We start from the raw sequence: 25,274 nt of genomic DNA, 5'->3' as shown, positions 1-25,274 counted from the left end.
AAGTTAGCGATCATCCGTGTTTCTGTGAACACTTCCGCCACAACTCACGGCGCATTTCCGACCATTGACACCGGACGTATTGGTTCCGCCTCTGTGCGCCCCCATCAGGGATTTTTCGGGGCCGTCTTCTTCGCCTTGGCCGCCGCCTTCTTCTCCTGCTTGTACGCCCGCACCCGGGCCAGCGAGTCCGGGCCGGTGATGTCGGCCGCCGAACGATAGGAGTCCTTCTCGCCGTACGCCCCGGCCGCCTCCCGCCACCCCTCGGGCGTGACGCCGTACTGCTTGCCCAGCAGCGCCAGGAAGATCTGCGCCTTCTGCTCGCCGTAGCCGGGCAGCGCCTTCAGCCGCGCCAGCAGCTCGTCGCCGCTGCGCACGTCCCGCCACACGGCGCTCGCGTCCCCGTCGTACTCGTCGACGAGGAACTGGCACAGCTCCTGCACCCGTTTGGCCATCGACGCCGGGTAGCGGTGCACGGCCGGTTTCTGCCGGAGCAGCTCGCCGAAGGCGTCCGGGTCGTAGGCGGCGATCTGGGCGGCGTCCAGATCGTCGGCGCCCAGGCGCTGCGCGATCGTGAAGGGGCCGGTGAACGCCCACTCCATGGGGATCTGCTGGTCGAGCAGCATGCCGACGAGGGCGGCGAGCGGGCTGCGGCCGAGCAACTCGTCGGCCTCGGGCTGCTGGGCGAGGTGAATGGTGGCATCCATGCCCCGATGATCGCCCGGCGGCGTACCGGCCGCCAGCGCCGATGGGCCGTGTGTCAGGGCGTCAGCCGGGCGGCCCGCATCTGGAGGTAGCGCGCCTCCGGCAGGCTGAGCGTGTGCCGCGCCGCCGACTGGTAGGCGGCCAGGGCGCCTTCCCTGTCACCCGCACGCTCCAGCAGGTGCGCCCGTACGGCGTCCAGCCGGTGATGTCCCTTCAGACGGTGCTCCACTTGCGCCACTTCGCCGAGTCCTGCGCGCGGGCCGTGCACCATCGCCACCGCCACCGCGCGGCCGAGCTCGGCCATCGGCTCGGGAAAGCGGCCGACAAGGACGTCGTACAACGCGAGGATCTGCGGCCAGTCGGTGTCCTCGGGGCGGTCCGCCTCGTCGTGCAGGGCCGCGATGGCCGCCTGGAGCTGGTACGCGCCCGCCGGGCCCTCGTGCAGGGCCTCCTCCACCAGGGCGGCGCCCTCGACGATGGCGTCCCGGTCCCAGAGCGTGCGGTCCTGTTCGTCGAGCGGGACCAGTTCCCCGTGCGGGCCGGTGCGGGCCGGGCTGCGCGCCTCGGTGAGGAGCATCAGCGCCAGCAGCCCGGTCACCGCGCCGTCGCGCGGCAGCAGCCGGCGCACCGCGCGGGTCAGCCGGATCGCCTCGCGTGCCAGGTCGGCGCGGTGCAGTGCGGCGCCCGAGGTTGCGGTGTACCCCTCGTTGAAGATCAGGTACAGCACCTGGAGGACCACGGCGAGCCGGGCGTCGCGGTCCTTCGGGCCCGGCCGGCGGAAGGGCAGCCCCGTGATCTTCTGCTTGGCCCGGCTGATCCGCTGCGCGATCGTCGCCTCCGGCACCAGATGCGCGCGGGCGATCTCCGCCGTCGTCAGGCCGCCGACCGCCCGGAGCGTGAGCGCCACCTGCGCGGCCGGCGTCAGCGCCGGGTGGCTGCACAGGAAGAGCAGGGTGAGGGTGTCGTCCTCGGCCGGTGCGCGGCTCTCACCGGGCGGCGGCGCGGTGAAGGCGTCCCGGGGGGCGAGCTGCACGGCCGTCTCCTCCCGGCGCCGCCGCGCCTCCTCGGCGCGCAGCGTGTCCGTGAGCCTGCGGGCGGCGACCCGGATCAGCCAGCCGCGCGGATTGTCCGGCACCCCGGCGGCGGGCCACTGCCGCGCCGCCGCCAGCAGGGCCTCCTGCACCGCGTCCTCGGCCAGGTCGAAGTGGCCGTAGCGCCGCACGAGCGCGCCGAGGACCTGCGGCGCGTGGCGGCGCAGCAGGTCTTCGGTCCCGTTCGCGGGGTTCAACACACATCGCCTCCACCGTCGAGGATGGGACGGATGACGACCGGATACTGCGTGGTGCCCTCTGGGGTGGGGCACTGCACCACACGTGCGGCGATCTCCGTGACCCGCTCCAGGCTCTCGCAGTCGAGGACCCAGTAACCGGCGAGCAGCTCCTTCGTCTCGCCGTAGGGGCCGTCGGTGATCACCGGACGGCCGTCGGGGCCCGCGGTGACACAGCGGGTCTGCGCGGGCTCGGCGAGCCCCTGCCCGTCGACCAGCTCGCCGGACTCGGCCAGGTCGTCATTGACGGACTGCATGAACGAGAACATCGCCTGCAGTTCCTTCTCACTCCACGCGGGGGCTCCCGGGGACCCCTTGCCGCGCATGGCCTCGTAGTCGGCCTGCGTGCCCTGAATCATCACCAGATACTTCATGGTCTCGCTCCCTCGCCCTCGTGCCCTTGTGCTCGTGCGGGGCCTTCGCCCCTCGGTGCCGCCCGCTTGTGGGCAACTCTCACAGGGGACGTCGGAGCCGACGACGGATTCTCGACAGGCGCGCCGGAATTTTCTCAGGCGGGCGTGGCGGCGGCCACGGGTGAAGCCGAGATCCGTCGGCGCAGACGGCGGCCGGTGGCGTCCTGTCACGCGGTGGCTTCACGAACAAGGGGCGCCGGGCGCCGGGCGGCGCGCTCAGCGCGCGGCGCGCGGCGCGGCGCACGCACTTAGACGACCATGCGTCACACCGGGCGCGCCCGGACGCGCGGTGCACGGCGTTTCGACGACCGGGCGGCGCACTGCGGTGACGGCGTCCGGCGGCCACCTGTCGCACCGGGGCGCCGTGCGGGGTCACATCAGCGAGACTTCACCGCGGAGGCATGTGACCCATGGACGACAGCGACTTCCTGGCGGAGCGTTTCGAAGCGCACCGGACGCGGCTACGGGCGGTGGCCTACCGGCTGCTCGGCTCGGCCGCCGAGGCGGACGACGCCGTGCAGGAGGCGTGGCTGCGGCTCAGCCGTACGGGCAGCGGCGAGATCGAGAACCTGGGCGGCTGGCTGACCACGGTCGTCGCCCGGGTGTCGCTGAACATGCTGCGCGCGCACGAGACCCGGCGCGAGGAGTCCCTCGACGCGTCCCTCCCTGAGACCCCCGGCGCCGGGCCCGACCCGGCGCAGCAGGCCGAACTCACCGACTCCGTCGGGCTCGCGCTGCTCGTAGTGCTGGACACGCTGTCGCCCGCCGAACGTCTCGCGTTCGTGCTGCACGACATGTTCGTCGTGCCGTTCGACGAGATCGCCCCTCTCGTGGAGCGCAGCCCCGTCGCGGCCCGTCAGCTCGCGAGCCGGGCCCGTCGCCGGGTGCAGAACTCGGGGGTGGTCCCCGAGGCGGCGCCGGAGCGCCGGCGCCAGGTCGTCGAGGCGTTCCTCGCCGCGTCGCGCGGCGGAGACTTCGAGGCGCTGCTCACGCTGCTCGATCCGGATGCGGTGGTGCGGGTCGACGGCGTGGCGGCGCTGACGGGCGCGGCCGGGGCGCACGGGGCGGCGGCCGTGGCGCGGACCTTCGCGGGCCGGGCCAAGGCGGCCCGTCCCGTGCTGGTCGACGGCGCGGCGGGACTCGTGTGGGCGGTGGGCGGCACACCGCGGGTGGTCTTCGACTTCACGGTCACGGACGGCCGGATCGCCGCGATCGACATCCTGGCCGATCCGGAACTGCTGGCCGCGGTGGAACTGGAGCCGGTGGGCGAGTGAGGTCCACCGAGGGGCCCGCCCCAGGCCGGCCCCTCGCCGCGGTGGCGGTTCAGGCGGCCGGTGCCTGCGCGAGGCCGATGATGTTGCCGTCGCCGTCCTTCACCATGGCGGTCAGCTTGCCGCCGCCGACGTCGCGCACGCCCTGCAGCGTCTCGCCGCCCGCGTCGGTGAGTGCCTTGAGCCGGCCCTCGATGTCGTCGACGTCCCAGAAACAGACGGGACCGGTCATGCCCTTGCCGTGTCCGTGGGGGTCGAGACCGAAGTGCTGTCCGGCGACGGCGAAGGCGGCGTAGTACGGCTCGTTCATGGAGGGATCGACCCCCAGCAGCGCCCTGAACAGGGACTTCGCCGCCTCCAGGTCGCGGACGGGGTAGATGACGGTCTTCATGGCCTCGGTGGTGGCGCTCATGGCGTGCTCCTCGCTGACGGGTCGTCCCGGTGGGCTTTCACTGTGGTGACCCGGCGCGCGGGCAGTGTGTGACCGCCACGCCGGATTTCTCCCGTAACTCTCAGCGCGGCCGGTGCCTGTGCGTGCCTGCCCTTCAACGCGGCCTGTCCATGCGGGTGTCCTTCAGTGCGGCCGGTGCCTGTGCGTGCCTGCCCTTCAACGCGGCCTGTCCATGCGGGTGTCCTTCAGTGCGGCCTGTCCATGCGGGTGTCCTTCAGTGCGGCCGGTGCCTGTGCGTGCCCCTCAGCGCAGCCCATGTTTGCGGGCCACCATGCGCTCGACGGCCGCCCGTGGCAGCAACCTGCGCAGCGCGAACACCACGGGCGCGTTGCTGCCCACCGCGTAGAGCGGCCGGGGCCGCGCGGCCTCGATCGCCCGTATCACCGTCGAGGCGACGCGTTCCGCGGGGACACCCCTGGACTCATTGGCGTTGAGCGCGGCGAGCATCGTCCGGTACTCCGCCAGGAACGGCGAGTCCTCGGCCACGTACTGCGTGCGGCGCTCGCTGATGCCCGTGTTGACCGACCCGGGCTCGACGGTGGTGATGCCGACGCCGTACGGGGCGACCTCGCGCCGTGCCGCGCTCGCGAAGCCCTTCAGCGCCGCCTTCGAGGCGACGTACGAGGACCGGTACGCGAGCGGGAAACTGGCCAGCATGGAGCCCACCATGACCACCCGTCCGCGGCGGCGGGCCCGCATTCCGGGTAGCAGGAGCTGGGTGAGCCGTACGGCCCCGAGCACATTGAGCCGGAACAGTCTCTCCAGCGCCTCCATGGGGAGTTCCTCCAGCGGCCCGTTCTGGCTCTCTCCCGCGTTGTTGACCAGGACGTCCACCGCTCCGGCCGCCGCGGCGCACGCCTCGACGGAGGCGTCGTCGGTGAGGTCGAGCGCCAGGTACTCCACGCCGGGCACGGGGTCGGCGACCGAAGCCGGATCGCGGCTCGTGCCGTAAACGCGGTAGCCGCGCCCGACGAGCGCGGCGGCCACGGCGGCGCCGATACCGGACGACGCTCCCGTCACCAGGGCCGTGCCCCGGGCCGTCATGCCAGCCGCCGGGCGATCGCGAGACCGGCGGCACGGCCGGAGAAGACACAGCCGCCGAGGAACGTGCCCTCCAGCGCGTTGTAGCCGTGCACCCCTCCGCCGCCGAACCCGGCGACCTCACCGGCCGCGTACAGGCCCTCGAAGGCGGCTCCGTCGGGGCGGACCACCTGGGAGTCCAGCGTCGTCTCCAGGCCGCCGAGCGTCTTGCGGGTCAGCAGGTGCAGCCGTACGGCGATCAACGGCCCCTGGTCGGGGTCGAGGAGGCGGTGGGGCTTGGCCACGCGGGTGAGCCGGTCGGGCCAGTACGCCCGGGCATTGGTGACGGACATCAGCTGGAAGTCCTTGGAGTACGCGTTGCCCACTTGGCGGTCGCGTGCGAGGACCTCCCGTTCGACCTGCGCGAAGTCGAGTTCGCAGTCGGGCGAGAGGGCGTTCATGCCCTTGACGAGCTCCTTGAGGGTCGGCCGTACGACGAAGTCCTCGCCGCGGTCGAGGAACGCCTGCACGGGCCCGGGAGCGCCCTTCTTCACCCGGGACAGCACGAGCTTCAGGTCCTTGCCGGTGATGTCGGGGTTCTGCTCGGAGCCGGAGAGCGCGAACTCCTTCTCCACGATCGCCCGCGTCAGCACGAACCACGAGTGGTCGTGGCCGGTGCTCACGATGTGCTTCAGCGTGGCGAGCGTGTCGTGGCCCGGGAACAGCGGCACCGGGAGCCTGCGCCCGTTCGCGTCCAGCCACAGGGAGGAGGGGCCGGGGATGATGCGGATCGCGTGGTGGGGCCAGATCGGGTCCCAGTTCTTGATGCCCTCGGTGTAATGCCACATCCGGTCGCGGTTGACGATCGAGCCGCCCGCGGCCTCGGTTATCGAAAGCATCCGGCCGTCGACGTACGCGGGAACGCCTGTGATCATCGACCGCGGCGCGGGTCCGAGCCGCTCCGCGGGCCAGCTGTCGCGGACCAGCTGCTGGTTGCCGCCGATGCCGCCGGAGGTCACCACCACGGCCTGCGCGCGCAGTTCGAACTCGCCCGCGGGCCTGCGGGACGAGGCCACGCCGCGCGGCTCGGCGGACGGTTCGAGCACCGTGCCGCGCACGCCGACCGCCGCCCCGTTCTCGACGACCAGCCCGTCGACGCGGTGACGGTGGCGGAACGTGACCAGCCCGCGCGCGGCCGCCGCGAGCACGGGCTCGCGGAACACCCGGACCACCTCGGGGCCGGTGCCCCAGGTGATGTGGAACCGCGGCACCGAGTTGCCGTGCCCGGTCGCCGCGCCGGCGCCGCGCTCGGCCCAGCCGACCGTCGGCATCACATGCAGCCCCAGGCGCTGCAGATAGTCCCGCTTCTCACCGGCGGCGAAGTTCACGTACGCCTCGGCCCACCGGCGCGGCCAGTGGTCCTCGCGCTCCCGGTCGAAACCGGCCGAGCCCAGCCAGTCGGACAGGGCCAGTTCGACGGAGTCCTCGATGCCCATCCGCCGCTGCTCGGGGCTGTCGACGAGGAACAGCCCGCCGAGCGACCAGAACGCCTGGCCGCCGAGATTGGCCTCGTTCTCCTGGTCGACGACCACCACCCGCCGCCCGGCGCGGGTGAGTTCGTACGTCGCGACGAGACCGGCCAGTCCCGCGCCCACGACGATGACGTCGGCGTCCTCGCTCACGCTGCCTCCTCGGTGGCAGGCGTGCTGTACGCCTGCAGAACGACTCTGAACAGCTCCTCGCGGCGCCGGTGCGGCACCTCGCTGCCCGGTTCGAGCAGCACCTGTACGGCGGTGCCGTCGTGCACGGCGACCAGGGCCTGCCCGAGGGCCACCACATCGGGGACCCGCCGCCCGGTCCGCCCGAGCGCGTCGACGACGACCGGCAGGATCGTGTCGAGGATTGCCTGCTCGCGGGCCGCCATCACCCGCCGCAGCGGCGGATTGCGCAGCGCGTGCGCCGTGAACTCGGCCGTCACCCTGTACCAGGCGTCGTCCACGGGAATCGCGCGGAGCGCGGCCCGCAGCGCCTCGTCGGGCGCCGCGCCGGAGACCTCGGTCAGGGCCTCGCGCAGGTCGGCGAGCATGCGCTGCGAGCGCTCCTCCCACATGGCCAGGAACAGCTCGTCGAGGGAGGAGAAGTTCGAGTAGAAGGCGCCGCGCGTGTAGCCGGCCCGCTCGCAGATGCGCTCCACGGTCGAGCGGCCGAAGCCCTCGTCCGCGAACACCTGGAGGGCGGCGTCGAGCATGCGCCGCCGCGTCCGCGCGCGGCGGGCGGTGACACGTCTGGGTGCGGATGCGGTGGTGGTCGTCATGGCCGGTCCCCTTGTTCGATGCGCGAACGTATCGGATGCGTTCGTGTATCGACAAGGGTGCGGACGCGGCGGGGCGGGTGTCCAGGACGGCCGGGTCCGGCGGATGGGGGCCGCCAGGCAGTCGGACGGGCGGCTGGCAGGCGGGCGCGTGCCTGGGGAGGCGGGGCCTGGCAGGCGGGCGGGCCTGGGGAGGCGGGGCCTGGCAGGCGGATGCCTGGCGCTTATGACCTGGTCGGTTCGACGGCGTACCGGACGAGCACGAGCCCCGAGCCGTCCCAGGTGCGGGTGCCGAGGAGCCGCAGGGAGACCGGCGGCCGGCTCTCGAAGGCCCGGGTGCCCTCTCCCAGCACGCCGGCGCCGATCATCAGATGCAGCTCGTCGACGAGGCCGTGGGCCAGCAGGTCGTTCCACAGGGTGTGGCTGCCGAAACGACGATGTCGCGCCCCGGGCCGTTCTTGAGCTCGGCGATCCGGTCGTGCGCCTCGGCACGGCCGATGATGCGGGTGTTCTGCCACGGGGCCGCGGGGTCCGGCTCCAGGGTGTCAGAGACGACCACTTTGTCGATGTCGTTGTTGCGGCGGGAGATCTCCCGCTCCAGCGGTGGGGCGTCGGGATCGTCGGCGATCGCCGGCCAGTAGCGCCGGAACCCTTCGTACGACGTGCGGCCGAGCAGCAGGGTGTCGGCGGCCCGCAGCCGCTCGGCGTTGTACTCGGAGAACCCGTGGTCGAACGGCATGGCCATGACGTCTCCGCCCGGGCCCTCGAAGTAGCCGTCGAGCGAGACGATGTTGCAGACGATCAGCTTGCGCATCGGGCACCTCTTCCGGGCGGGCGTGGTGGTGTTCGGTCCTGTAAAGGCAGACGGCATCCGCGCCCTGAATTCATCGGACACGGCACTTTTGCATCACCTGTGCCCCGAACCGGCGAAGAAACAGACATCTGGCGACATTCGCCCCCGCTTTCCCCCTGGTCTGGTTCGTCACGAATAGGCGGACAGACGTGCAGGTCAGTTGTCGTAGTCGTGAAGAAGTATTCACCGTCAAAACCGGAACGTTAGTTGCTAGTTGGTCTCCACGCGTGATCTCATCCTGGGGTGCGGGAGTCGTGATCATTGACGCCCGTTCCGGGCGTCGGGCGAGAATTTCCGCCGGCCTGTTTCCATTGATGCCCATTCCATCGGCATCGGTTCCGGAATTCCCCCCAGCATGGAAAGGGAGAGAAAGTGCGTAACGACTTCACCCCTGTTGAGACCGCCGAGATTTCCGACAGCGAGCTGGACAACATCTCCGGCGGTATCGCCAGCGCCCACGCCGGTGTCAACGGCTACGGCGCTGCCGTGAACGTCGGTGACGTCGTCGGGACCGCCCAGTCCCTCGCGTCCGTCGTGCCGGCCTCCACGGTCACGGGCCTCGTGTCGGTGCACACCACCGGCGTCTGAGAACGCCCTGCCGCACGGCCTTCCCGGCCACGCGCACTCCCGGCCCCGCCCCGCGCATCGTCATGCCGCGAGGGCCGGTCAGGACCCCGGAATTTCCAGTTCCGGGGTCCTGCGCATGTGCGGAGCCTGAAGGGACGCGCCCCTTTTCCCACGCCGCTCGACGGCGACGAAGGTGACCTCGGCGGGCGCCCGGTGTGGCGAGTGACCCGGTGACCCCGGCGTGCGCGTGACCCCAGTGTGCGTGGCGCGCTCCAGGCCGAGGACGAGCAGCACGATGGCGGCGGTCACGGTGAGGGCACCGGTGACTGAACGGTCCGCGCCTTCGTCCGCACGGCACACGAAGCAGCGGGAGCCGCGGTCTGAGCGGTGCTCAGCCCGGAAGCTCCGTGCGCTCCCACCACTCGTAGACGGGCAGCGCCCCCTCGGCGGTCTCCTGCTGCCGTGAGGTGGCCTTGAAGTGCTCGTAGCCGCCCCGGAACGGAATCTTGAGATCGCCCCCGGGCGTGGACAGGTCGACGATCCGCTCCGGGAGATCGTCGGGTCCGCCTTCGAGGACTGCTTTCGTGTTGTCGTTCATGGCGGAAGTCTCCCCAAAGCCCGTTATCCACTCCCCGATGACGCGCCGGTGGCCCGCCGCCACATGAGAGGCAGCCGGCGTCCGGTTACGTCGAAGGGCCCCACCGCGAACGGTGGGGCCTTTCGGTTGATCCCGACTCGCGCGGTCGTGCGCTTTCGGTTGTGCTCAAATACCGAAGGGTGCCGGGGTAGGCATTGCCGAACCAGGCGAGACAACGGGTGAGTTCGTCGGCGATGCCGGCGAGTGTGCGACTCACGTCGTCGTGCTGATCGAGGGCGGCCATGCGGGCCTCTGGTGGTCGGGTGTTGTGGGCGGCGTGCGCCGCTACGGGTCGCTGCCCTGCGTGGTCCGTTGAGCGGAGTGCTGCTCGCGGCGCCTGCGCAGAAGTAACTGTGGTGTGGGCGCGCACCGGTGCCGATGCGCGCCCACACCACGGTGCAGGTGACCCGCCGTCAGAAGGACGTGAGTCCGAGCAGACGCTCCTTGGTGCTGTCGCCGTCCTCGGAGGGCCAGGTCCAGTCGACGCCTCCGGCGTCCTGCAGGGCCGTCTTGACGTTCTGGGGCAGTGCGTCGGGGTGGGTGGCCCGGTACAGCGCTGCGCCGCCTGCGACGTGGGGCGCGGCCATCGAGGTGCCGGACAGCGTGGTGTAGCCGCCACTGCCGGAGGTGGAGCGGATGCACACGCCGGGCGCGATGAGGTCAATATCCGCGCCGTAGTTGGAGAAGTCGGCGAAGGTGTCGTCCTTGTCGCTGCGGCACGTCGGTTGGCCGAGACCCCCCGGCTTGCCGTCGAAGTCGGCCAGGGCGCTGACCGTGATCACTTCGTCGTACGCGGCGGGGATCATGTTCTTGGCGTCGCCGTGGTCGTTGCCGGCCGCCACGGTGTAGGTGACGCCCTTCGCGACGGAGTTGCAGATCGCCCGGTGCATGGCGTCGTTGTTGCTCTTGCCGCAGTTGCCGTCGTCGGTGCCCGAGCCGCCCAGACTCATGTTGGCGACCTCGATCTCGTCGGCGTGCTGGGTGACGTGGTCGATGCCGCAGATGACCGCCGCGGTGGTGCCGCTGCCCAAGGGGTCGAGCACCTGCACCGGCCAGAGCCGGGCACCCGGTGCCGTACCGACCACACCGGTGTCGTTGTCCAGGGCGCCGATGGTTCCGGCGACGTGCGTGCCGTGACCGTGCCAGTCGGTGGGGGGCAGGAAGGGCAGCCAGCAGTTCTTGCCGCCGGCCCGGTACACATTGAGGTCGCGGTGGCTCGCGTTGATCCCGGTGTCGATGACGGCGACATCGGCGTCCACGCGGGTGTCGGTGCCGTCGATGGCCGCTGTGGGGCTCTTGTCGGCCTCTACCCGGTCCACACCGGTCGGGACCGACTGAGCGGTGGCCTGTACACGCCGGTTGGGCTCCACCGAACGCACCCGCGGGTCGTCGGCGAGCTCGGCCGCGACGCTCGGGCTCATGGACGCGGCGTAGCCGTGGACGGCGTAGCGGTACACGTGCTGCACATCGGCACCCAGGGTGGTGGCCTGCTCGACAGCCGCTTCCACAGCCGCGTCCATGCCGCCACCCTCGGGAGCGGCTGTGTCCTTGAGGGTCACGATGTACCCGCCGGGGATCAGGTCGGACTGCGGAGGCGCCTCGGCCGCCGCCGGGGTCAGTGGTGCGGCGGCAAGAACGAGCGCGAGGAGAGCGACAGGGAAGATTTTGCGCATCCCGGACCTTTCTTGAGGACACTGGAAACGGAGAGTCAACGAGGTGTTTTCGGATAATTTTTCGTAGCGTGTACGCTTCGCTACCGCGCTCACAGCTAGCAGGTTCGCGGCGGTGGCGGCGGGCCGACATCCGGCGTTCACCGGATTCCCTGACCATCTGTCAACCATGTGGTCCTGTGCGGCCCACGCTCCCGGTCGCAGCCCGCCCCCTCGGCCTCGTTGCGAGGATGCGCCGCCCACCGCGGCGCCGACACCGCATGTGATGCCTCTGCGAGCCGACAAGACGTGGAGCGGCGTAGGGCCGGCGCCGGCCGCACCGGGCCGGCACCTCTGATCTCGCGTCGGACGGGATCGCCGTTCACGGGACCGCGAACGCGGCCGCGGACGCCCGAGCGTTGCCGGTCATCGGGATGGAGCGAGCTGGGATGCGCCGGGGTGGGGCAGCGTACTGCTCGGGGCGGTTGTTGATCAGGAGCGATCTCAGCTCCTGTCGCTGCTTGCCGCTGCGCCCAGGGGTCTCGGGCACACAGGCCTTGATAGGCAAGTAGATGCTGGCAAGTAGATGCTTGCCTATCGTTGGGGAGTGGCAGACGAGGTCTTCAAGGCAATGGCGGATCCCACCCGGAGAAAGATCCTCGACGAGCTGACCGAGCGGAACGGGCAGACGCTGTTCGAGATCTGCGCGCGGCTCACCACGAAGCACGGGCTCGGGTCGTCCCGCCAGGCGATCTCGCAGCATCTGGCCGTGCTCGAGGCCGCGGGCCTGATCGAGACCCGACGGGAAGGCCGCTGCAAATTCCACGACCTCAGGACAGAGCCGCTCGAGCGCATCGCTACCCGGTGGCTCAGGCGCGACCGACCGGAGAGCTGATATGCGGATCAACCTGTGCAGCGTCCTTGTCGACGATCAGGACAAGGCCCTGCGCTTCTACACAGAGGTGCTGGGTTTTGTGAAGAAGACGGAAGTCCCACTCGGCGAAGATCGGTGGCTGACCGTGGTCTCGCCCGACGACCCCGACGGCACAGAACTCGTCCTGGAACCGGATGGGCACCCCGCCGCCAAGCCCTTCAAACAGGCGCTGGTCGACGACGGGATCCCGTACACGTCCTTCGCCGTCGACGACGTCCGCGCGGAGTTCAAGCGGCTACGCGAGCTCGGTGTGCGGTTCACGCAGGAGCCGGTCGAGATGGGGAGGGTGACCGTGGCCGTCTTCGACGACACATGCGGCAACCTGATCCAGATCGCGCACCAGGGATAGCGAGCCAGACTGCTCATGAGGGCGGTGCAGCGGGTATGGCCGGTGGCCTGCCGGGGCTGAGGTCGAGCATGACCAGGCGGCCGTAGGCTGGTTCGCACAGTCCGGCACCACCTTGGCACGGAACGGCACGGAACGCCTGGACCGGTCTGGACCGGTCTGGACCGGTCTGGGCCGACGGAGTCCGGAGTCTGCCATCGCGGTGCTCCGTCACCACCTGGACCGGATCTTCGCGACCACCCAGACGTCGGCGGCTGGGTAGGGCCCGATCCGGCTGTTCAGTTTCCGCGCCAGGCGGTGACCAGTTCTTCCGGGCCGTACGTTGCCTGGAGCCCGGCGCAGCTGACGCCGCTGCGGGAAACCGCGATCAGCGGCACGGGGTCATTGGTGACCGCTGCCCGGTGTTTGTGCAGTGCGGCGAGATCGTGGCTGTCGAAGGCCGATTTCTCCAGCCACTTGACCGATCCGAGGAACAACAGCTGTCTCGCCACCGGCTGACGGTCGGCTCCGACCAGGTCGATCTCGACGTCATTGCTGCGGGTCCAGTATCCGCCGATGGCCGGGGCGGCGGGCAGGTCGCCGTCGGGCAGGAGGCGCGCAAGGGATTCGCGTACGAGCGGCTCGACGGCCCGGCCGCGCCAGCTTGTCCATCGTTCTTTGATCCGGCTCAGGGTCAGGTCGCCGCGCATGCGCTCGATCTCCGCCATGTGCGGATCGAGGAACGCCAGCCAGAAGCGCAAGTACGGGTCGGCCACCCGGTAGCGGCGCTCCTTGGACGGCCGGAGGGAGACGGGCAGTTCGGCCGCGACCACTCGCTTCTCCGTCAGGACGTCCGTGGCCCGGGTGAGGGTCGTGTGGGCGATTCCGCCGGCTGCCCGGGCGATGTTGGTGAACGTGCGCTCGCCGCTTCCGATCGCACGCAGCACTTCCCGGCTCATCGCCTGGGGAGGGAACTCGGCGGCCAGTGACCGTTCGGCGGAGACCAGGAGTGCGGAGATGGGATTGTCGAGCGCGGTCCGGAGGAACTCCCACAGCGTGGCCCCCTGCGGCCACTCGGCGCAGATGAGAGGCAGACCGCCGGTGACCAGTGCCGCGTCGAAGGCGGCCGCCGGTTCCAGGCCGAGCATGTCGCTGATGTCTGCGGGATTGAGCGACCCGAGGACCATCTCGCGCCCGCGCTGGTGGAAGGGACGGTCGTAGCTGTTCAGCGCCTCCATCATCGACAGATCGGAGCCGACCAGCAGCAGGAGTACCGGCTTGCGGCTGAGCAGCCGGTCCCACGCCCGCTGCAGCATGCCTTCGAAGGCGTCGATCCGGTCCATGAGGTACGGGACCTCGTCGATCACGACCACGCTCGGGCTGTCGTCGGGCAGGATCTCCGCCAGCAGCCGGAACGCGGCGTTCCACTGGGTCGGAGCCTCTTCGGCGAAGAGAGACCGCTCCGGCAGGGTGGAGGAAGCGACGGCGTCGAGCAGTTCCGTCAGCTCGTCCTCCGCTGATCCGCCCGCTGCGGTGAAGAAGAGATACGGGACGTCGGCCCGGCTGAGGAACTCCTCGACCAGGCTCGACTTTCCCACCCGTCGCCGCCCGCGCAGCAGGACGCACTCGCCGGGCTTCTGGGAACCGCTCCCCTCGCGGACCTTGTCGAAGGCCGCGCCCAAAACCCGCAGCTCCCGCTCCCGCCCGATGAATCGACGCACGGCCACTACTCCCAACAAAGATAGTATCGACAGCAATACTATCGTGTCTGGCAGTATCTGATCCGGGCATTTCGCTCGACCCGTGGCCCCGTGGCCCCGTGGCCCCGTGGCCCCGTGGCCCCGTGTCGCCCCGGATGCCGGCAAATTGATCGCTTGACCGAACTCACTGCGGTGATCAGCCACGTATGACAGCCGGAAGGTGCGGGGACCTCTGGAAGGTCTGGATGATGAAGCGGGCGCAGGTGGCTGACCTGGGCCTTTCTTTCGAGAGTGAGTGACGGGCATCGAACCCGCGCTCTGAGCTCGGGAATCGTGGGTCACGGCACCGGTGGCCGTTCAGGGGCGCGCGGACCGTTGAATCCATCCCCACGACGTCACCACGCGTGACGTAAGGTGCCGTTAGGGGTAACGTGCGCCGTACACTTTTCAGCCTGCTGGCCGATACGCAACCAGGGACTGTGATGCAGGAACGTCTGATGTTGCCCGCTCATGCCCACCAGGAGAGGGTGCCCGCCGACTTTCAGGCGTGGCATGTTCCTGACATTCTGGGCGGACGTGGCAAGGCGGTTGAGCGCCACATGGTGCTTCTGGCGGTGTTGCCGGCCGTGCTGGTCGCGATCATCGGAGCCGCAGGCGCTGCGCTCCTGTTCACCGCAGGAGTGGGCCATGTCGACAAGAGCGCCTTCTGGGGTCTGCTCAATGGCACGCTGCTGCTCGTCTGCGTGATCCTCTCGGGCGCAGCGTTCATCGCCGCCGGGAAGGCGCGGGCCGTGGCACGCAGCCACATCGAGCTGAGCTCGTTCGCGGCACGGAGCCAGGCCGAACTGGCCGAGCTGCGACGGCAGATGGAGCCTGGCCAACAGCTGGCAGAAGATCAGCGGCATCGGACCAGCCCCTTGCCCACGGGTGATGCGCTGGATCCGCCGGGGCAAGAGATCGCATCCGCCCAGCGCGTTGCCGAGACGACTGTGGTGGAGCTCGGGGCACGGGAGCGTGGCGGCGAGCACTTCGAGGTCTTCGCCAATCTGGCCCGAAGGCTGGAGTCTCTCGTGCACCGCGAGATCGGGCTGCTGGACGACCTGGAGAACGAGGTCGAGAACCCGGACCTGCTCAAAGGCTTGTTCCATGTGGACCACCTGGCCACCCGTGTCCGGCGATACGCCGAGAATCTGGCCGTGCTCGGCGGCGACGCCTCCTACCGCCAGTGGACCCGACCGGTCAGCATGGCTGATGTGATGCGTTCCGCGGCTGCCGAGATCGAGCAGTACTCGCGGGTCAAGATGGTGCCTCCGGTGGATGGGACGGTGAGCGGGCACGCGGTCGTCGACGTGGTCCACCTGCTGGCGGAGCTGGTGGAGAACGCCACGGTGTTCTCCCGTCCCCAGACCCAGGTGCTGCTGCGTGCCGAGCACGTCACCGCCGGGCTGGCGATCGAGGTCGAGGACCGAGGTCTGGGCATGACCTCCACCGAGCGGGACCAGATGAACGCCCTGCTCGCCTCCCCTGAGAGGATCGCCTTGGGCGAGCTGCTCCAGGACGGTCGCATCGGCCTGTACGTGGTCTCTGTGCTGGCCCGGCGGCACGGCATCGTCGTGCAACTCCAGAGCAATGTCTACGGCGGTACACAAGCGGTGGTGGTGCTGCCGCACGAGCTGCTGGGCCGGGGCCCGGACGTCGTGGAGTCACAGCGACAACAGCAGCCGGACCTCACTCCTGCCGCCCCTCATGGACACGCCGTCGACGCGACGGAGCAGGCACTTGAGCCGGACACGTCTGTCGCTCTGGATCCGGTACCCGCACCGGCGGCCCAACCACTACACGCCCCCGTCGCGGCCCCCAAGCAGGGAGATGCTCCCCCCGTGCTGCCCCAGCGGCGCCGTCAGGAACACCTCGCCCCGGAATTGCGGCAGTCTCCCCAGGCTGCCGTGGCGCCCAAGGAAGACGATCACGATCCCGGCCTGATGGCCGCGTTTCAGAGCGGCGTCCGCCTGGCTGAGGACTCCGAGGAAACTGACACCTCCCCGTCCCTCGGCGGGGAGATCCGACCGGACCCGGCCCCCTAGCAGTTTCACGTCATTGAGGAGAAGTGGGCAGTTGTGGTGAGTGAAGATCTCTCTTGGCTGTTGAGCGGCCTTGTGCAGCGCGTACCGCACACGCGCAGTGCACTGCTGTTGTCCTCGGACGGTCTGGTGATGGCCTCGGACGGACTGGACAAAGACGCGGCGGATCATCTGGCGGCCCTCGCCAGCGGGCTCCACTCTCTGGCGCGCAGTGCCGGCAAGCGATTCGATGACGGCGGTGATGTGCGACAGGTCGTGACCGAACTCAGCAGCTCGATGCTTTTTGTCTCCGCGGCCGGGCAGGGCGCCCTGTTGGCAGTGCTGGCCGGACGCGAGGCGGATGTGCCGGTGCTGGGCTACGAGATGACCATGATGGTGAAGAGCGTCCGCAGCCACCTGGGGGCCGCTCCCCGTCAGCCGGCGGGGCAGTGAGAGATGCCGGATGATCCGGACGATCCGCATAGGCCGTTGCTCGATGATGCCCTGGGGCGGCTGGTTCGGCCCTACACCTTCAGTGACGGACGCACCAGACCCACCTGCCAATTCGACTTGATGACCATGGTGGTGGCCACGGGTACCGTGCTGCGGACCAACCTCGGACTGGATCACGGACATGTGCTCGACCTGTGCCGGACGCCGGTCACGGTGGCTGAGATCGCGGGACACACGCGGATGCCGGCAACGGTGATCAAGGTGTTGCTGTCCGACTTGATGGAGCGTGGGGCGGTCGTCACACGGCGCTTCGACACGGGAACACCGGGGTCATATTCTCCCCCCGATCGAGATCTATTGGAGGCGTTGCGGGATGGGCTCCTCAAACGGCTCTGAGACACCCGGCGCCGACTCCCTTCCGATGGGGATCAAGGTTTTGGTCGCCGGGGGTTTCGGGGTGGGCAAGACCACCTTTGTGGCAGCAGTGAGCGAGATTGAGCCGCTGAGCACGGAAGAACTGCTGACCGAGGTCAGTGCTGCCACGGACAGGTTGGAGGGGGTGGAGAACAAGGCCACCACCACGGTCGCGATGGACTTCGGCCGGATCACCCTCAGCCCCCACCACGTGCTTTATCTGTTCGGCACGCCCGGTCAGGAGCGTTTTTGGTTCATGTGGGACGAGATGTCCGCCGGTGCGCTCGGTGCGATAGTGCTCGCCGACACCCGTCGGCTTGACCACAGTTTCGCGGCGGTCGACTTCTTCGAAGCGCGAGGCATCAACTTCGTCGTCGCGGTCAATGAGTTCGACGGAGCGCACCGCTATGAGCCGGAAAAGGTGCGGGCGGCGCTGGACCTCAAGCCCGAGGTCCCAGTGGTCCTTTGTGATGCCCGCCTGTCCAGCTCGGGTATTCGGGTTCTGCTTTCCCTCGTGGAGCATCTGATCACTTCAAGGAGTTCGCATGGCTGAGATGGTGTACAAGTCTCCCTTCGGAGGGGAGATAGCGATCGCCGTGCGTCATCTGCTTCTCCCTCCGGAGGACCCTGAGGCAGAGGCGCGGACACGCCGGCTTCGGGAACTGGGGATCGAGGACAAGCCCGTTCCGGAGTTCGATGACTTCGCGCGTGAACTCGCGCAGCGCACCGGGGGGTGTTACGCGGGGGTCAACTTCCTTGTCGACCAGAGCCGTCAGTACTACGCGGGCTTGTACAGCGCGGCAGCCGACACGACCGTGAACCTGGAGTCCCCCCTTCTCGACGATCCCGTGCCCGGCCGGGTGATGCCTCGTTCCTTCGACATCGGTTTCTGCCCGCATGTGGTCAAGCGGCGCAAGGCTCTGGTGCTGGAGGATGTCCGCGACTACCCACGCTTCGCCGGGAACCACGTGGTCGATGCCATTGGGATCCACTCCTACCTGGGCGCTCCGCTCATCGACAACACGGGCATGGTGCTGGGCACGATCTGCGTGGTGGACCAGGATCCGCATCCCTGGGGTCAACAGGGGCTGGAGACCATCAAGACGATGGCTGCCGACCTGGTGGAGCGCATCCAGCGGCGGGCGCACGGCTCGTGAGGAAGCCTGTTCGAGAGAGGATCTTCGGCCGCCGGCAGGAGCGGGCACGTCTTGTCAGCGGCTGTGCCCGGCCGATTCACCCGCAGCGCTGACAAGACCAGGTGGACGCGTGCGCGGGGGACGTGTGGACCATGGCCGGCCGCGATCCGCCGCCCGATCTGGTGCGCACCGGGTGCAGAACTTGTGGAGTGCTTGCCGTACTGACGGTGCGGACGGTGCCCTGCGCGTCGCACACCTGCGGATACGATGTGAACGCTGCCCTGTCTGGTGTGTATCTGGTGCGCTCGCCGTGCAGGCGCGTCCTGCGTCATTGCTGAGCTGGTGGCGCTTCCCCCGGGCCCGTCGTCTTCGCTTTTCCCTTGGACGGCGGAAGTTGGCACCCGGCTCTGACATCTGACGTCAGCCGAGACGCACGGCCAGGGACCACCGTGCGCGCCATGGGCGCCAACCCTGATGGGCAGCCACATGCTTGCGCACGGCCGCCGCCTTTTCCTCACGCCCCTGCCTCTACCCTTGAGGACTTCGGATTGATGGTTCACGAACAACCACGGAACGGAGCGTGCGGTGACCGCGGGGGAAGCGCATGGGGGAGAGCTGACGGGCAAGGTACTCGGCGGGCGTTACCGGGTGACCTCCGTGATCGGGCGCGGCGGCATGGGAGTGGTCGCCCGGGCGGTGGACGAACTCCTGAACCGAGAGGTCGCCGTCAAGGTCCTGCGGGCTTTCACCGACACCTCCGCAGCCGAACTGGCCGGCGTGCGGACCCGGATGCAGCGGGAGGCGCAGGCCGCCGCCCGTATCCGGCACAGCGGCGTGGTCACCGTGCACGACGTGACCGAGGAGCAGGGCCTCCCGGTCATCGTCATGGAACTTGTCGACGGACCCTCGCTCGACGACGTGCTGATGGAGCGCGGCACACTGGAGCCGCACGAAGCCGCCGCGATCGGCGCCAAGCTGATGGACGCGCTCGACGCCGCACACCGGGCCGGCGTACTCCACCGGGACGTCAAGCCGGGAAACGTACTGATCGAGCACGGCGGCAGGGTCGTGCTTACCGATTTCGGCATCGCCAGCATGGAAGCCTCCGGCGACGACGCCATGGCCAAGCTGACCCAGAGCGGGCAACTCGTCGGTTCCCTCGACTATTTGCCGCCGGAGCGCGCGCAGGGCAGGGAGCCCGGTCCCGCGTCGGACATCTGGTCGCTCGGCATGACGCTCTACGCGGCCGTGGAGGGCACTTCGCCGTTCCGCCGCACGTCCGCGTGGTCCACCCTTTCGGCGATCGTCACCGAGCCCCTGCCGGAGCCCCGCCGGGCGGGACCACTCACGCCGGTGCTCCAGGCGCTGATGGCGAAGGAGCCGGAGAACCGGCCCACCGCGGAACAGGCGCGCGGCATGCTCGAGCGCGTCGCCTCGGGCGTAACGGTGCGCCTCGCATCCGCCGCTCCGACGCCGACACCCGCTCCCGCTCCCACGGTGGGTCCCGGGGCTGCGGCCGCCGCCGCACCGGCCCCCGGGTTCGGTCCCCCGCTGTTCCCCCAGCCCGCCCCGCAGTCTGAGCCTCCGCACGATGGCTACGCGCAGCCCGACCTGCCGCAGCACGGCGCGCCGGTCGCCGGCCACGCCGGAGTCCCCGCTCCCGAGACGAGCCGGACGGCAGCCCGTCGCACACGGCGCCGCAGCAACCGCACCGTCGTCGCGGCAGCGGCCGCCGTCGTGCTCCTCGCCACAGGCGCCGGCATCACCTACGCCCTGACGTCCCAACAGGGCGGCACGACCACGGACCGCGCACAGGCGACGCCGCCCGGCGTCGGCTCCCCGACGGACAGCCCATGGTCGCCCGGGGGCAGCACCCCGTCGTCCGCCGGTTCTCCCGGCACGCCCTCGAAGTCGTCGACCTCGGAGGAGCCGGACGGTCACGAGGGCGAGGAGCCGGGCCCCACGAAGAAGCCCGGCGTCGAAGGCGACAAGCCGACCGAGAGCCCGTCGGCGTCCCCAGAGACCAAGCCCAGCCCGACGGTGAAGGAGCCCACCCCGGTGTCGACGGCCTGCACCGGCTGGGGCCACGAGAACCGCAGCAACGGCTACGGCTACCTGGCCGAGACGTCCCACCTCTACACCGGGCCGTACGCGGAATGCCAGTACGTGACCGTGGTCAAGACCGGTGTGAAGCTTTACTACCACTGCTACATCACCAACGCCCACGGCAACAAGTGGATCTACGCCCGTATCGATGGGACGAACACCGAAGGCTGGGCCCACAGCACCAAACTCACCAAGGAGAGCGGCACCCTGCCCCGCTGCTAGGCGTTCCCAACCAGTGCTGTATGGGGGCGCAAGCCGCCACCGTGGTAACCCCGCGACGGCCCGGGACCGCTTCAGAGGCGGTCTTTGGCGGCCCGCACCAGCCGGCTCGACGGGGACGGTTGTCCGCAGTTGCGGTACTGCGCTGCTGCAGCCGCGTGCTCAGTGCAGTCGCTCCGCCTGGTCGCCCTCGTAGGGCCCCGAGACTGCCCGACGATGCCGCATTTGTTACTCAGGCCGGGGCTCGCAGTGCTCTGCTGGTTTGCTGGAACTGATCTGGCGGCCTTGATCGGCAGCCCTCGCCAGCGCCGCGGCAACCTTCGCGGCGTCTTCGGGTGAAAGCAGGATCTCCTGCGTCCACAGAATCGAGAGCCGTACGGCTCCGGTCAGCAGATTCGTGGCTACGTCGACCTCGGTGCCGTTGCCTGTGGTGTCCCGCACGTCATCGAGTGCTGCGTCGCTCGCGAAGGCGCTCATCGGTCGTCGACCTGCTGTCAGCTCTCGTGACCGGCGATGCGCCAGAGTGGGGCTGCGTACTGGTCCGGACGGCTGCTGATCAGGAGGGCCCTCAGGTCCTCGCGCTGCTTGCCGCTGAGTCCAAGCGCCTCCGTGATCCGGCGGAACGTCGTGTGGCTGACTCCGCGGGAGCGGGCTTCGGCCTCGAACTGGTCGAGCCGGCGGAGCGTGGCTTCCGGGTCGAGCTCTTGCTCGGGCTGGCTGCCGAGCCAACTGACCTTGTTGCGCTCGTAGTCGATCTCCGAGTACCCGCAGATCTCGCGGCTGTGCTGCTCGGCCTCGTCGAGCGTTTCCGTCGGCAGAAGGGCTCGTGCGAGCTCGTTCCGCTGGAGGGCGTCGTCCAGGTCCGCTTCGTGGACAGTGGGGCCCTCGTCGGTGAGAGGTACTGGCAGGCCGGCGTCCCTGACTTCGCACAGACCACGGATGCCTCGGGCCGTCGCCGCGAGCATCGCTGTTGCTTCGGACGGATGCCACTCCAGTACGGTGCTGACCGGCTGGACGTGCTCGGCGTGGAGCGTCAGGACTGATGCGCCCAGGCGGTCCCGCAGGTCCTCGGCTGGGACTTCACCGTCCAGTCCGGGGCCGGCGACCAGGAGCCGTACCGGCGCATTGAGTTGGCAGCATGCGGCGAGCGTGAGCGCGTCCGCGAGTGGGCTGCGGAGTGTGGGCTCGTCGCCCTTGGCGAGAATGTCTCCGCCGACGTCCAGAAGGTCGATGGACTCGGGGGCCAGGTGCTGGACGAGCTCTTCGAGCTGGCGCGTGATGCCCTCGGCGCCATGGTGCGGATCGATCAAGGCGAGGGTCTGCGGTAGCTCTGCGGCGAGACGAGGAAGCGTAGATCCTGCGGGGGCGATTGGCTTCGCGTCGGAGGGCACGGCCTGGACGCTTCGGGTGATGGGGCGAAGGCCCGTGAAGCCGGCCGAGCCTCGTGGACCTGGCACGGGGTCGATCAGCAGTCTGTCCCACGCGTAGGTGAGAACGAGCGCCGGACTCTCGTCGCCGTAGAGGGCGGCGTCCAGCATTGCGGCGGCGACAGCGTCGCCTCCTCCACCTGCAGCCACGATCAAGCGCGTCACCCGCGTCAGGGTACGGGTTCCGGGCGTAGCTGCGGCCGGCGGTGACTGGGAGGACAAGGGGTACGTGTTCGCTTCACCCACAGGCGGGCCGCTGAGCCCGAACACCGACTACCACGTGCGGAAGCGGCTCCTGCGGGACGCCGGCGTACGGGACGGGCGGCTGCATGACGCTCGCCACACCGCGGCGACGGTGCTTCTCCTCCTCGGCGTCCCGGACGTCGTGGTCGACTCGATCATGGGCTGGGAGCCCGGGGGAGCGGCCAGGATGTGCGCCCGGTACATGCACATCACCGGGCCCATGCTGCGGAAGGTCGCCCAGCAAGTCGGCGACATGCTCTGGGAGTCGCCGAAGGACAACTGAGACGGAAAAATGAGATGGACGATGTCGAAGGGCCCCACCGCGAGCGGTGGGGCCCTTCGACATCGTGCCCGGTGAGGCACTGGCGGAGGATACGAGATTCGAACTCGTGAGGGGTTGCCCCCAACACGCTTTCCAAGCGTGCGCCCTAGGCCACTAGGCGAATCCTCCGCCGCAAACAATACAAGACGTTGAGGAGTGCTCGCGAACCCGTTGCCCTCGCCTCGGAACCGGGGTCCGATCATCCCCGTCCATCGGGTAACCTGGGCGCAGCCCCTCACGTGGCGCTATCTGACTGAACTCCCCCAGGGCCGGAAGGCAGCAAGGGTAGGTCGGCTCTGGCGGGTGCGTGGGGGGCGCTTGCGTGTGCGGGCGGCGGTGCGTGGTCGCCCCGGAGAGCAGGCGGTCGCGGTATCTCGGGGCGGCTTCGATTGTCGGTGCGTCCCGATAACCTCGTAAGCGTGTCGTCCCTTGCGCTGTACCGCCGCTATCGCCCCGAGTCGTTCGCCGAGGTCATCGGGCAGGAGCATGTCACCGACCCGTTGCAGCAGGCCCTGCGGAACAACCGGGTCAATCACGCGTACCTGTTCAGCGGACCGCGCGGCTGCGGCAAGACGACCAGCGCCCGCATCCTCGCCCGCTGTCTGAACTGCGCGAAGGGCCCGACGCCGACGCCCTGCGGCGAGTGCCAGTCCTGCCTCGACCTCGCACGCAACGGCCCCGGTTCGATCGACGTCATCGAGATCGACGCCGCATCCCACGGAGGCGTGGACGACGCCCGTGACCTGCGCGAGAAGGCGTTCTTCGGGCCGGCGAGCAGCCGCTACAAGATCTACATCATCGACGAGGCCCACATGGTCACCTCGGCGGGCTTCAATGCTCTGCTCAAGGTGGTCGAGGAGCCCCCGGAGCATCTGAAGTTCATCTTCGCGACGACCGAGCCCGAGAAGGTCATCGGGACCATCCGGTCCAGGACGCATCACTACCCGTTCCGCCTGGTGCCGCCCGGCACGCTCCGGGAGTACCTCGCGGAGGTGTGCGGCCGCGAGGGCATCCCCGTCGAGGATGGCGTGCTGCCGCTCGTCGTGCGTGCCGGAGGCGGGTCGGTGCGTGACTCCATGTCCGTGATGGACCAGCTGCTGGCGGGCGCGGCGGAGGACGGTGTGACATATGCCATGGCGACCGCCCTCCTCGGCTACACGGACGGGTCGCTGCTCGACTCGATCGTGGACGCCTTCGCCTCGGGCGACGGCGCCGCGGCCTTCGAGGTCGTCGACCGCGTCATCGAGGGCGGGAACGACCCGCGCAGGTTCGTCGCCGACCTGCTGGAGCGGCTGCGGGACCTGGTGATCCTGGCGGCCGTGCCGGACGCGGGGACGAAGGGCCTGATCGACGCGCCCGCCGACGTGGTGGAGCGCATGCAGGCGCAGGCGTCGGTCTTCGGCGCGGCCGAGCTCAGCCGCGCCGCCGACCTGGTGAACACCGGTCTGACCGAGATGCGGGGCGCCACGTCGCCGCGGCTCCAGCTGGAGCTGATCTGCGCCCGCGTGCTGCTGCCCGCCGCTTTCGACGACGAGCGGTCCGTGCAGGCCCGGCTGGACCGGCTGGAGCGCGGCGCGACGTTCTCGGCGGGCGGCCAGGGGCCGGCGATGGGGTACGTCCCCGGGCCCGAGGCGCAAGCGCATGTGCCCGCCCCGTCCGCCGGCGGCCCGGCCGCGGCACGCGCCGCCGTACGGCCGGAGGCAGTCCCAGCCGCCCCGGCACCGACTCCCGCACCTACCACGGCACCGGCGCCCGCCGCCCAGGCCTCCGTACCCGAGCCCGCCGCCCAGCAGGCCCCGCAGCCGCCCGTACCGACCTCTTCCGCGCCCGCCCGTCCCGGCGCTTGGCCGGGCTCGGCCGGTGCCGGCGGAGGACAGGAGACCCCGCGGCGGCCCGGCGGCTGGCCCACGACTTCGGCTCCCGGCCAGGGCCAGGGCGCGCCGCCCGCCGCGGCGTCCCAGGCCTCGGCCCCGCAGCCCGCGCCCGCCGCGGCTCCCGCCGCTGCCGTGCCCGCGCCGGGACCGGTCATGTCCCAAGGCGCCGGCCAAGTGCGGAACATGTGGCCGGACATCCTGGAGGCCGTCAAGAACCGCCGCCGCTTCACCTGGATCCTGCTGAGCCAGAACGCGCAGGTGGCGGGCTTCGACGGCACGACCCTCCAGCTCGGCTTCATCAACGCCGGAGCCCGGGACAACTTCGCGAGCAGCGGCAGCGAGGACGTCCTGAAACAGGCGCTCGCCGAGCAGTTCAACGTGCAGTGGAAGGTCGAGGCGATCGTCGACCCGTCCGGCGGCGCGGGCGGAGGCCCGGGCGGCGCCCAGCCCGCCGGCGGCTCCGGAGGTTACGGCGGCCAGTCCGGTCCCGGCGGCTACGGCGGTCCGGGCGGCAGCGGCCAGGGCGGCTACGGTCAGGGCAGGCCGCCTGCCGCCGCACCGGCCGCACCCTCCCCGGCAGCTTCCGCACCCCGGCCCGCCGAGTCGGACCGGCCCGGGCAGGCACCCGCCCAGGCGGCCACGGCACCGCACCCCGCCTCCGAGCCCGCGCGCCCGGAGGAGACGTACAGCCCGCCTCCGCCCCCGCCGGTCTCCCTGGAGGACGACGTCCCGGAGGAGGACGATCCGGACCTCGTCGACTCGGCGCTCTCCGGGCACGACCTGATCGTGCGCGAGCTCGGCGCCACGGTCGTGGAGGAATATACGAACGAGTAGCGGGCCTGCCCTCGGAGGCCCGTACG

The 25,274-nt window shown here is 70.0% G+C and carries 28 protein-coding genes, 1 tRNA gene and 1 other RNA gene; 13 read left to right on the top strand and 17 right to left on the bottom strand.

Annotated elements, in window-relative coordinates; all coding sequences use genetic code 11:
* Window positions 1–104: 104 nt before the first annotated feature.
* Genes ACH5AF_RS17125 through ACH5AF_RS17115 form a run of 3 tightly spaced genes read right to left on the bottom strand, consistent with a single transcriptional unit; the run spans window position 105 to window position 2,403 of the window.
* Window positions 105–704, bottom strand: coding sequence for an HhH-GPD-type base excision DNA repair protein (locus ACH5AF_RS17125; RefSeq protein WP_398902461.1), 600 nt, complete (start codon window positions 702–704; stop codon window positions 105–107).
* 53 nt (window positions 705–757) lie between these two features.
* The gene (locus ACH5AF_RS17120) at window positions 758–1,993 is read right to left on the bottom strand and encodes an RNA polymerase sigma factor (protein WP_398902460.1); all 1,236 of its coding nucleotides are present in this window, start codon (window positions 1,991–1,993) and stop codon (window positions 758–760) included.
* Window positions 1,987–2,403 (bottom strand): YciI family protein, encoded by a 417-nt coding sequence (locus ACH5AF_RS17115; protein WP_398902459.1) that lies wholly within the window; start codon window positions 2,401–2,403, stop codon window positions 1,987–1,989. The genes ACH5AF_RS17120 and ACH5AF_RS17115 overlap by 7 nt, the downstream gene beginning before the upstream one ends.
* Before the next feature lie 449 nt (window positions 2,404–2,852).
* Here ACH5AF_RS17115 and ACH5AF_RS17110 point away from each other — a divergent pair, with 449 nt between their 5' ends.
* Entirely contained in the window at window positions 2,853–3,716 is an 864-nt protein-coding gene (locus tag ACH5AF_RS17110) for a sigma-70 family RNA polymerase sigma factor (RefSeq protein WP_398902458.1), read from the top strand.
* A gap of 49 nt (window positions 3,717–3,765) precedes the next feature.
* On the opposite strand, the gene ACH5AF_RS17105 is transcribed toward ACH5AF_RS17110, so the two are convergent.
* The 6 genes from ACH5AF_RS17105 to ACH5AF_RS17080 form a co-directional block, all read right to left on the bottom strand.
* The gene (locus tag ACH5AF_RS17105; protein ID WP_398902457.1) at window positions 3,766–4,125 is read right to left on the bottom strand and encodes a VOC family protein; all 360 of its coding nucleotides are present in this window, start codon (window positions 4,123–4,125) and stop codon (window positions 3,766–3,768) included.
* Between the two features lie 282 nt (window positions 4,126–4,407).
* Window positions 4,408–5,208, bottom strand: coding sequence for an SDR family oxidoreductase (locus tag ACH5AF_RS17100; RefSeq protein ID WP_398902456.1), 801 nt, complete (start codon window positions 5,206–5,208; stop codon window positions 4,408–4,410).
* Window positions 5,205–6,866, bottom strand: coding sequence for an FAD-binding dehydrogenase (locus ACH5AF_RS17095; protein WP_398902455.1), 1,662 nt, complete (start codon window positions 6,864–6,866; stop codon window positions 5,205–5,207). Before ACH5AF_RS17095 ends, ACH5AF_RS17100 begins: the two co-directional genes overlap by 4 nt.
* Window positions 6,863–7,498, bottom strand: a complete 636-nt coding sequence (locus ACH5AF_RS17090; RefSeq protein ID WP_398902454.1) for a TetR/AcrR family transcriptional regulator — start codon at window positions 7,496–7,498, stop codon at window positions 6,863–6,865. The genes ACH5AF_RS17095 and ACH5AF_RS17090 overlap by 4 nt, the downstream gene beginning before the upstream one ends.
* 221 nt (window positions 7,499–7,719) lie before the next feature.
* Window positions 7,720–7,866 carry a hypothetical protein gene (locus tag ACH5AF_RS17085; RefSeq protein WP_398902544.1) on the bottom strand — a complete coding sequence of 49 codons (147 nt, stop codon included), beginning with the start codon at window positions 7,864–7,866 and terminating at the stop codon, window positions 7,720–7,722.
* A complete protein-coding gene (locus ACH5AF_RS17080; RefSeq protein ID WP_398902453.1) occupies window positions 7,863–8,309 on the bottom strand; it encodes a dihydrofolate reductase family protein in 447 nt (148 codons plus the stop codon). Before ACH5AF_RS17080 ends, ACH5AF_RS17085 begins: the two co-directional genes overlap by 4 nt.
* 411 nt (window positions 8,310–8,720) lie before the next feature.
* On the opposite strand from ACH5AF_RS17080, the gene ACH5AF_RS17075 reads away from it, so the two are divergent.
* Window positions 8,721–8,936 (top strand): hypothetical protein, encoded by a 216-nt coding sequence (locus tag ACH5AF_RS17075; protein WP_398902452.1) that lies wholly within the window; start codon window positions 8,721–8,723, stop codon window positions 8,934–8,936.
* Between the two features lie 78 nt (window positions 8,937–9,014).
* On the opposite strand, the gene ACH5AF_RS17070 is transcribed toward ACH5AF_RS17075, so the two are convergent.
* The 4 genes from ACH5AF_RS17070 to ACH5AF_RS17055 form a co-directional block, all read right to left on the bottom strand.
* Window positions 9,015–9,224: a hypothetical protein gene (locus tag ACH5AF_RS17070; RefSeq protein ID WP_398902451.1), complete on the bottom strand. Its 210-nt coding sequence runs from the start codon at window positions 9,222–9,224 to the stop codon at window positions 9,015–9,017.
* 82 nt (window positions 9,225–9,306) lie between these two features.
* Window positions 9,307–9,513: a DUF5988 family protein gene (locus ACH5AF_RS17065; protein ID WP_398902450.1), complete on the bottom strand. Its 207-nt coding sequence runs from the start codon at window positions 9,511–9,513 to the stop codon at window positions 9,307–9,309.
* Window positions 9,514–9,965: 452 nt separating this feature from the next.
* Window positions 9,966–11,225: a S8 family peptidase gene (locus ACH5AF_RS17060; RefSeq protein WP_398902449.1), complete on the bottom strand. Its 1,260-nt coding sequence runs from the start codon at window positions 11,223–11,225 to the stop codon at window positions 9,966–9,968.
* A 358-nt stretch (window positions 11,226–11,583) separates the two neighbouring features.
* Window positions 11,584–11,751 carry a hypothetical protein gene (locus ACH5AF_RS17055; RefSeq protein ID WP_398902448.1) on the bottom strand — a complete coding sequence of 56 codons (168 nt, stop codon included), beginning with the start codon at window positions 11,749–11,751 and terminating at the stop codon, window positions 11,584–11,586.
* A gap of 57 nt (window positions 11,752–11,808) precedes the next feature.
* Between ACH5AF_RS17055 and ACH5AF_RS17050 the strand changes: the two genes are divergently transcribed.
* On the top strand, window positions 11,809–12,096 hold the full coding sequence (locus ACH5AF_RS17050; protein ID WP_398902447.1) for an ArsR/SmtB family transcription factor: 288 nt from the start codon (window positions 11,809–11,811) through the stop codon (window positions 12,094–12,096).
* 1 nt (window position 12,097) lies between these two features.
* Window positions 12,098–12,484 (top strand): VOC family protein, encoded by a 387-nt coding sequence (locus ACH5AF_RS17045; RefSeq protein WP_398902446.1) that lies wholly within the window; start codon window positions 12,098–12,100, stop codon window positions 12,482–12,484.
* A gap of 275 nt (window positions 12,485–12,759) precedes the next feature.
* Here the strand turns inward: ACH5AF_RS17045 and ACH5AF_RS17040 are convergent, their stop codons facing one another.
* Window positions 12,760–14,181 carry an ATP-binding protein gene (locus tag ACH5AF_RS17040; RefSeq protein ID WP_398902445.1) on the bottom strand — a complete coding sequence of 474 codons (1,422 nt, stop codon included), beginning with the start codon at window positions 14,179–14,181 and terminating at the stop codon, window positions 12,760–12,762.
* A 578-nt stretch (window positions 14,182–14,759) separates the two neighbouring features.
* Between ACH5AF_RS17040 and ACH5AF_RS17035 the strand changes: the two genes are divergently transcribed.
* From ACH5AF_RS17035 to ACH5AF_RS17010, 6 genes are all read left to right on the top strand, one after another.
* On the top strand, window positions 14,760–16,244 hold the full coding sequence (locus tag ACH5AF_RS17035) for an ATP-binding protein (RefSeq protein ID WP_398902444.1): 1,485 nt from the start codon (window positions 14,760–14,762) through the stop codon (window positions 16,242–16,244).
* A gap of 33 nt (window positions 16,245–16,277) precedes the next feature.
* On the top strand, window positions 16,278–16,673 hold the full coding sequence (locus tag ACH5AF_RS17030) for a roadblock/LC7 domain-containing protein (RefSeq protein ID WP_177153607.1): 396 nt from the start codon (window positions 16,278–16,280) through the stop codon (window positions 16,671–16,673).
* A 3-nt stretch (window positions 16,674–16,676) separates the two neighbouring features.
* The gene (locus ACH5AF_RS17025; protein ID WP_398902443.1) at window positions 16,677–17,069 is read left to right on the top strand and encodes a DUF742 domain-containing protein; all 393 of its coding nucleotides are present in this window, start codon (window positions 16,677–16,679) and stop codon (window positions 17,067–17,069) included.
* Entirely contained in the window at window positions 17,047–17,640 is a 594-nt protein-coding gene (locus tag ACH5AF_RS17020; protein ID WP_398902442.1) for a GTP-binding protein, read from the top strand. Before ACH5AF_RS17025 ends, ACH5AF_RS17020 begins: the two co-directional genes overlap by 23 nt.
* The gene (locus ACH5AF_RS17015; RefSeq protein ID WP_398902441.1) at window positions 17,633–18,244 is read left to right on the top strand and encodes a GAF domain-containing protein; all 612 of its coding nucleotides are present in this window, start codon (window positions 17,633–17,635) and stop codon (window positions 18,242–18,244) included. Before ACH5AF_RS17020 ends, ACH5AF_RS17015 begins: the two co-directional genes overlap by 8 nt.
* A 564-nt stretch (window positions 18,245–18,808) precedes the next feature.
* Window positions 18,809–20,551 carry a protein kinase gene (locus ACH5AF_RS17010; protein ID WP_398902440.1) on the top strand — a complete coding sequence of 581 codons (1,743 nt, stop codon included), beginning with the start codon at window positions 18,809–18,811 and terminating at the stop codon, window positions 20,549–20,551.
* Window positions 20,552–20,776: 225 nt separating this feature from the next.
* Here ACH5AF_RS17010 and ACH5AF_RS17005 read toward each other — a convergent pair whose 3' ends face one another.
* Both ACH5AF_RS17005 and ACH5AF_RS17000 read right to left on the bottom strand, forming a co-directional pair.
* Window positions 20,777–21,025: a hypothetical protein gene (locus tag ACH5AF_RS17005; protein WP_398902439.1), complete on the bottom strand. Its 249-nt coding sequence runs from the start codon at window positions 21,023–21,025 to the stop codon at window positions 20,777–20,779.
* Window positions 21,026–21,042: 17 nt separating this feature from the next.
* The gene (locus ACH5AF_RS17000) at window positions 21,043–22,086 is read right to left on the bottom strand and encodes a DUF1152 domain-containing protein (RefSeq protein WP_398902543.1); all 1,044 of its coding nucleotides are present in this window, start codon (window positions 22,084–22,086) and stop codon (window positions 21,043–21,045) included.
* Between the two features lie 118 nt (window positions 22,087–22,204).
* Between ACH5AF_RS17000 and ACH5AF_RS16995 the strand changes: the two genes are divergently transcribed.
* On the top strand, window positions 22,205–22,501 hold the full coding sequence (locus tag ACH5AF_RS16995; protein WP_398902438.1) for a tyrosine-type recombinase/integrase: 297 nt from the start codon (window positions 22,205–22,207) through the stop codon (window positions 22,499–22,501).
* Window positions 22,502–22,581: 80 nt separating this feature from the next.
* Here the strand turns inward: ACH5AF_RS16995 and ACH5AF_RS16990 are convergent.
* Window positions 22,582–22,669, bottom strand: a tRNA-Ser gene (locus ACH5AF_RS16990).
* Between the two features lie 97 nt (window positions 22,670–22,766).
* Between ACH5AF_RS16990 and ffs the strand changes: the two genes are divergently transcribed.
* Window positions 22,767–22,865: signal recognition particle sRNA small type (ffs, locus tag ACH5AF_RS16985), an RNA gene on the top strand.
* A 94-nt stretch (window positions 22,866–22,959) separates the two neighbouring features.
* The gene (locus tag ACH5AF_RS16980) at window positions 22,960–25,248 is read left to right on the top strand and encodes a DNA polymerase III subunit gamma and tau (protein WP_398902437.1); all 2,289 of its coding nucleotides are present in this window, start codon (window positions 22,960–22,962) and stop codon (window positions 25,246–25,248) included.
* Window positions 25,249–25,274: the final 26 nt, after the last annotated feature.

The sequence above is a fragment of the Streptomyces sp. NPDC018833 genome, from assembly GCF_044390825.1.
Classification (GTDB): domain Bacteria; phylum Actinomycetota; class Actinomycetes; order Streptomycetales; family Streptomycetaceae; genus Streptomyces.
Note: the sequence above shows the minus strand (reverse complement) of the source record. Positions and strands in the feature narration are given on the sequence as shown.

Excerpts from the sequence above, each read along its gene's own strand:
- ACH5AF_RS17125 (WP_398902461.1), bottom strand. The coding sequence starts at position 704 with ATGGATGCCACCATTCACCTCGCCCAGCAGCCCGAGGCCGACGAGTTG.
- ACH5AF_RS17115 (WP_398902459.1), bottom strand. The coding sequence starts at position 2,403 with ATGAAGTATCTGGTGATGATTCAGGGCACGCAGGCCGACTACGAGGCC.
- ACH5AF_RS17110 (WP_398902458.1), top strand. The coding sequence starts at position 2,853 with ATGGACGACAGCGACTTCCTGGCGGAGCGTTTCGAAGCGCACCGGACG.
- ACH5AF_RS17105 (WP_398902457.1), bottom strand. The coding sequence starts at position 4,125 with ATGAGCGCCACCACCGAGGCCATGAAGACCGTCATCTACCCCGTCCGC.
- ACH5AF_RS17100 (WP_398902456.1), bottom strand. The coding sequence starts at position 5,208 with ATGACGGCCCGGGGCACGGCCCTGGTGACGGGAGCGTCGTCCGGTATC.
- ACH5AF_RS17090 (WP_398902454.1), bottom strand. The coding sequence starts at position 7,498 with ATGACGACCACCACCGCATCCGCACCCAGACGTGTCACCGCCCGCCGC.
- ACH5AF_RS17080 (WP_398902453.1), bottom strand. The coding sequence starts at position 8,309 with ATGCGCAAGCTGATCGTCTGCAACATCGTCTCGCTCGACGGCTACTTC.
- ACH5AF_RS17065 (WP_398902450.1), bottom strand. The coding sequence starts at position 9,513 with ATGAACGACAACACGAAAGCAGTCCTCGAAGGCGGACCCGACGATCTC.
- ACH5AF_RS17060 (WP_398902449.1), bottom strand. The coding sequence starts at position 11,225 with ATGCGCAAAATCTTCCCTGTCGCTCTCCTCGCGCTCGTTCTTGCCGCC.
- ACH5AF_RS17045 (WP_398902446.1), top strand. The coding sequence starts at position 12,098 with ATGCGGATCAACCTGTGCAGCGTCCTTGTCGACGATCAGGACAAGGCC.
- ACH5AF_RS17035 (WP_398902444.1), top strand. The coding sequence starts at position 14,760 with ATGGTGCTTCTGGCGGTGTTGCCGGCCGTGCTGGTCGCGATCATCGGA.
- ACH5AF_RS17025 (WP_398902443.1), top strand. The coding sequence starts at position 16,677 with ATGCCGGATGATCCGGACGATCCGCATAGGCCGTTGCTCGATGATGCC.
- ACH5AF_RS17020 (WP_398902442.1), top strand. The coding sequence starts at position 17,047 with ATGGGCTCCTCAAACGGCTCTGAGACACCCGGCGCCGACTCCCTTCCG.
- ACH5AF_RS17015 (WP_398902441.1), top strand. The coding sequence starts at position 17,633 with ATGGCTGAGATGGTGTACAAGTCTCCCTTCGGAGGGGAGATAGCGATC.
- ACH5AF_RS17005 (WP_398902439.1), bottom strand. The coding sequence starts at position 21,025 with ATGAGCGCCTTCGCGAGCGACGCAGCACTCGATGACGTGCGGGACACC.
- ACH5AF_RS17000 (WP_398902543.1), bottom strand. The coding sequence starts at position 22,086 with ATGCTGGACGCCGCCCTCTACGGCGACGAGAGTCCGGCGCTCGTTCTC.